Below are 5286 nucleotides of genomic sequence, written 5' to 3' on the forward strand. Positions count from 1 at the left end.
TCGCTGAACCCGTGGTCGGTGCCACGATGGGCGCAGTGCCTGCCGTGCCCGGTTACCTCAAACGTATCCGGCAGATTTGCGACCGCCACGGCGTGTTGCTGATTTTGGATGAAGTCATGTGCGGCATGGGCCGGACCGGCCATCTTTATGCCTGCGCCGAGGACGGCGTCGCCCCTGATATGATCACCGTGGCAAAGGGATTGGGCGCCGGCTATCAACCCATCGGCGCGCTGATTTGCACGGGGCAGATCTATGATGCCATCGCCGGTGGGTCCGGCTTTTTCCAGCACGGCCACACCTATATGGGTCATGCCATGGCCGCCGCCGGGGCCGGTGCCGTGCTGCGCGCGATCCGCGACCGGCAGCTTTTGCCGCGCGTCCGGCAGGCGGGCGATCTGCTCGACACCGCGCTGCGTGACCGTTTCGGCCAGCATCCGCATATCGGGGATATCCGCGGGCGCGGATTGTTTCGTGGACTGGAACTGGTCGTGGACCGTGAAACCAAAGCGATGTTCGATCCCGCGTGCAAGCTGCATGCGAAAATCAAGGCGAGCGCGATGGACGCGGGCCTGATCTGCTATCCGATGGGTGGCACGATTGACGGGCAGCGCGGCGATCACATCCTGCTGGCCCCGCCGTTCATCCTCAGCGATGACCAAATCGGGGAATTGACGGACAAGCTGTCGCAGGCCATTGAAACCGCGCTCGCTGCATGAACCGGCTCACGCCTTTGCCGACGATCATGGTCGCCCCCAATGGTGCGCGGCGCGGCAAGGCTGATCATCCCGCACTGCCGATCACGATTGCCGAAACAATTGCGACCGCCCGCGCCTGTCATGCCGCTGGCGCAGGTGCGTTACATGCCCATGTGCGCGACGCGGAGGGCGCGCATGTGCTGGATGCAGGGCTCTATGCCGAACTGATCGCCGAAATGAAACAGGCTATCCCCGCCCTGCCCGTGCAGATCACGACAGAAGCGGCGGGTGTCTTTACCCCGGCCGATCAACGCGCCTTGCTGCGGCAGATCACGCCAGAAGCTGTGTCGATCGCATTGGTCGAGATGCTGGCAGACGGCGATCATGCAGCCGCGCGCCGCTGCTATCACAGCCTGGCAGAGGCAGGGGTGGCGGTGCAGCATATCTTGTATGATGCGGAACAGTTGCACTGGCTGGTCAAAGAAATCGCTGCCGGGACGATCCCTGACACTAACCTGACCGTGCTTTACGTGCTGGGCCGCTACAACAAGGGGCAGATCAGCGCACCGGATGATCTGTCACCTTTTCTGGCTATGGCGAAAGATCTGGGGCTGACACCTGACTGGGCAGTCTGCGCCTTTGGTACGGCGGAAACCGCCTGCCTGGCTGTGGCCCATGCCCTTGGCGGCAAGATCCGGGTCGGATTTGAAAACAACCTGCACATGGCCGATGGCAGCATCGCCGCGGATAATGCCGCCCGCGTAGCCGAGGTGGCGCGCCTGATCCGCTAACCGTTCAGATCCGGCAACAATCGCTTATGCTTGCGGATCTCATTGAGCACCGCGCCAAAGGTAGTCAGCCCCCGCGCCTCCAGCATCGGGATCATCCGCAGGAACACATCGCGCGTCGCGGTGGCATCGCCAATCGCCGTATGCCGGTGTTCATCACGCAGTTCCACGTCGAGCCTTTTGCTCAGTTCATCCAGCGTATGCCCTTCGGTCATGCCGAACAGCACCGCGGACAAAAGCACCGTATCCAGCACCGGATTTTCGAATTTTGCCCCGATCTGGCCGGAATAGCGGTGAAAGAACGCCAGATCGAAAGGCGCGTTATGTGCCACCAGCACTGCATCACGGGCAAAGCTGTGAAATTTGCGCCCGGCCTGCGCCATATCAGGGGCGTCCTGCACCATCGCGTCGGTGATCCCATGTACGGCGGTGGATCGCGCCGGGATCGGGCGGCCGGGGTTGACCAGCAGGTCCAGTACCTCGCCAGGGGCCTGATGGCCGTTCACGATGCGCAAGGCGCCGATCTGGACGATTTCGTCCTTGTTGGGCAGGAATCCGGTGGTTTCGGTGTCGAACACTACATAGGTCAAATCGCGCAGGCGGACATTCATGATGTCACCGGATCGTTTGCGGGTGTTCATCTCGAAATCGAAAACCACAGGCCGTGCGGGGCTTGCGCCGCGCGGCACCGGAAAGCTGAGCATATAGCCTTGCCCCTGCCCCAGATCGTGCAACGTCAGATCCAGCATCCGGGCGCCATCGGCAGTCGGCACCTGCTGGCCCAGCGTGCGACGGCGACTATCGGACAGGTTATCCAGCGCGGCGCGCAGATAGATTTCATCGAAATAGTCGAAGACCGGCTGACCCAGTCCAAGATGGTGCTGGTCGTCCAGCATCATTGCCGCGTGCCCGTCGTAAAGCGTGATCCGGTGATCGGGGCTGACCATCAGAACGGCCGCAGGGATCGCGGACAGGATGCGGGTCAGCTGTTCGCGTTCGCTGGTCAGTTTACTGGTGGATCGCGCCAGAAGCTGATCCACCTCGGACCGTGTGACTGAAAGACGCGTGGTCAGCGCAGCGGCGGCGCGGGCCAGTTCGCCCAGATGCCGCAGCGGTGCCGTGTCGATCCCCCGTCGCATATCAGCGGCGGCATGGGCCTGCAGCGCGGCGGCCAGACGTTCCATCGGGCGCACAACCATATCGTCAAAGATCAGCCACATCACCGCGCAGATACCAAATATCGCAAATCCCGCCATCACCCCGGCGCTGAGCAGGGCAGATTGCGGGTCATCCGGGTCCAGCCGTGCGTTGGCCAACAGCAGCGCACCGGTCACCGCGCCGATGCAGGCCAAGGCGAGCAAAGCGAAGAAAGCGAGCGTGCGTTGCCGGGGCCGGACCTTGTCGAACACTATATGGCCTCCTGACAGACAAGGGCTGTTGCAGGGTCATCCAGCCCGGTCTGGTCCCAGCGCGACACAGCGATTGTTCCGTCGTCATTGAAAACCAGATCGCTGTCCACCAGCGCGGACCGGCCCTGCGCGCAGTCAAAGACAGCACTGCGTGTCTGCATCGGCTGCCAGCGCGTGAAGAACACGACATTGGTCAACCGCAGATCAGGCTGATTGGCGTTGCGCTGTGCCCCTGCCACATCAATCGCGGCAAAGCGGTTCACATAAGGCACCACATATGTCCAAGGGCTAAAAGGGGCGGAATAATCCACGGTCGAGATGATCTCATACCCCTCGGGCAGCAGGCCTGCGGTGCGCGGATACCAGCGGTATTCATTGGTCAGGCTCATCAGGATCATGCCTGCACCGGCGGTGGCCGGCACGATCCAGCGCGGCAGGCGCCGCCCGGTCAGGCGGTTCAGGATCAGCGCGACACCGGCGGCGGCGAAGCCGGCAGCGATGATCGTGATAATGTCGACATACATTCTTGGGGGTCCTTTGATTGTTCTTTTCTTATCCGATCACACCGCGCCCTTGGGTGACAGCGGATTGCATCGTGCGCACCACGACAAAGGCGTCGCGCAGGTGGCTGCGTTCGAATTCGGACAGCACATTGGGGGACATGAAATTATCCGGCTTTCGCCCGGCGCGGATCAGGCTTGCCTGATGTTCCAGCCGTGTCTGCGCGATCAGGTCATAGGCGTCCAGCAGGTCACGCCCGCCGGTCTGGCTGATTAGTCCTGCGCCATGCGCGCTGTCGATACGCGCGCGGGTGTTGACGCTGTCAAGCTGCCCGCGAAGTGCATAGATCCGGCCAAGATCGACCACCGGGATCACGCCGTTCATCTTCATGTCGATATGGTTCTTGTGTTCGCCGCTGCGCAATGTCGCAAAGCCACGCAGCAGACCCAAGGGCGGGTTATGTTTCAGCGAATTTGAAACCATATGCGCCACAAAGATGGAATTGCGCGCGGCGTGTTCGAGTGTGTCACGGTGCAGGTCGTCGAACAATGTCCGCGTGCCGCCGACAGGCCGCAGATCGAACATGACAGAGGCGAGCATCTGCGCCTCTGTGCTGGGGCTGTCGATCCAGCGGCGGAAATAGCTGCGCCAGGTGCGCACAGGTTGGCGCCAGCGTTCGTTCGTCGCCATCATATCGCCAGGGCAATAATAATATCCCGCTTGATCCAGACCATCGCTGACGAACGTCGCAAGTTTCGCGAAATAGGGCATGTCGGCATCGGTGACCGCATCATCCAGCATCAGGCAATTGTCCTGATCGGACACGCCGGTCTGTTCCTGCCGCCCTTGCGATCCACAGGCCAGCCACAGGTATGGGACAGGCGGTGGGCCGAATTCCGCCTCGGCCAGTGCGAGCAGGCGGCGGGTGACGGCATCGGCGATATCGGTGATCAGCCGGGTGACGGTTTCGTGCCGGTTTCCCGCGCCGACCAGTTGCGCCAGAAGCTGTGGAATTTTTGCGGTCACTGCGGCCATATCGTCTGGCGTGGTGGCGCGCACCACGCCGCGTACAAGCGATGCGGAATTGGCCGCCTGAAACTGCGTCAGATTGGTCTGGGTGACGATGCCCACCAATTTACCTTGATCGACGATGGGCACATGGCCAAAGCGGCGTTCCATCATCATATGCAGCACGTCGGACCCGATGGCAGATGGTGGCAGGGTCAGGGGGTCAGCCGTCATGATCCGGCTGACGGGTTGGGCGGGGTCCAGCCCTTCGGCGACGACGCGGTTGTTGATGTCGTGCAGGGTGACGATGCCTGCCAGTTTGCCATCATTCGTGACGGGAAGACAGGAAATCCGGTGCTGGCGCATCAGCCTTGCGGCATCGCTGATCGTGGCATCGGTGGCGCAGGTCACGGGATCGGCCGCCATAAGCTGATCGACACGGATTTCCACCAAGGTGGCGGGGCGTGTGGCATCGGTCGCCTCGCGCGTGCGGCCACGGGTGAAAAAGCGGTGCGCGCTGGCATGTGCGGCGATCAGGTCATGGAATGCATCGGTCGGCAGCAGCAGCAATGCGCCATCGCTGAGCGCGCGGGCCTTGGTGCCGGTCTTGCCGTCGCGCATCAGGCCCCGTTCGCCAAAGGAATTGCGACTGGACAGTTGCGAAACGATTTCATCATTCTCGGCGGTGATCTCAACCTCGCCATCCAGAATGATATAAAGCCCCTCGCAAACGGCACCCAGCGGATAGATCACGTCGTCCTTGTGCATCTGAAGTTTGGTGAATTGGGGCAGCAGGTTTTGCAGCGCATCGTCGGGCAGGCTGTCATAGGGGTGCAGCGATGACAGAAAGCGGCGCAGATCATGCATGGATCTTGTCATCTGGGG

At 61.9% G+C, this 5286-nt stretch carries 5 protein-coding genes; 2 read left to right on the plus strand and 3 right to left on the minus strand.

Annotation, left to right across the window (positions count from 1 at the left end):
• The coding region (locus tag ACK4TM_RS16895) for an aminotransferase class III-fold pyridoxal phosphate-dependent enzyme (protein ID WP_409703571.1) at positions 1-716 on the plus strand (716 nt) is incomplete at its 5' end.
• A complete protein-coding gene (locus tag ACK4TM_RS16900) occupies positions 713-1486 on the plus strand; it encodes a 3-keto-5-aminohexanoate cleavage protein (protein ID WP_409703574.1) in 774 nt (257 codons plus the stop codon). The genes ACK4TM_RS16895 and ACK4TM_RS16900, both read left to right, overlap by 4 nt.
• Here the strand turns inward: ACK4TM_RS16900 and ACK4TM_RS16905 are convergent.
• The 3 genes from ACK4TM_RS16905 to ACK4TM_RS16915 are packed head-to-tail and all read right to left on the minus strand — an operon-like array spanning position 1483 to position 5280.
• Positions 1483-2892 carry an exonuclease domain-containing protein gene (locus tag ACK4TM_RS16905; protein ID WP_409703577.1) on the minus strand — a complete coding sequence of 470 codons (1410 nt, stop codon included), beginning with the start codon at positions 2890-2892 and terminating at the stop codon, positions 1483-1485. The genes ACK4TM_RS16900 and ACK4TM_RS16905 overlap by 4 nt on opposite strands.
• Positions 2892-3416, minus strand: a complete 525-nt coding sequence (locus tag ACK4TM_RS16910; RefSeq protein WP_409703580.1) for a hypothetical protein — start codon at positions 3414-3416, stop codon at positions 2892-2894. The genes ACK4TM_RS16905 and ACK4TM_RS16910 overlap by 1 nt, the downstream gene beginning before the upstream one ends.
• Positions 3417-3444: 28 nt before the next feature.
• A complete protein-coding gene (locus ACK4TM_RS16915) occupies positions 3445-5280 on the minus strand; it encodes a DUF294 nucleotidyltransferase-like domain-containing protein (protein WP_409703583.1) in 1836 nt (611 codons plus the stop codon).
• Positions 5281-5286 lie beyond the last annotated feature (6 nt).

It is taken from the genome of Yoonia sp. (assembly GCF_046292185.1).
In the GTDB taxonomy this organism is placed as follows: Bacteria; Pseudomonadota; Alphaproteobacteria; order Rhodobacterales; family Rhodobacteraceae; genus Yoonia.

Excerpts from the sequence above, each read along its gene's own strand:
- ACK4TM_RS16900 (WP_409703574.1), top strand. The coding sequence starts at position 713 with ATGAACCGGCTCACGCCTTTGCCGACGATCATGGTCGCCCCCAATGGT.
- ACK4TM_RS16910 (WP_409703580.1), bottom strand. The coding sequence starts at position 3,416 with ATGTATGTCGACATTATCACGATCATCGCTGCCGGCTTCGCCGCCGCC.
- ACK4TM_RS16915 (WP_409703583.1), bottom strand. The coding sequence starts at position 5,280 with ATGACAAGATCCATGCATGATCTGCGCCGCTTTCTGTCATCGCTGCAC.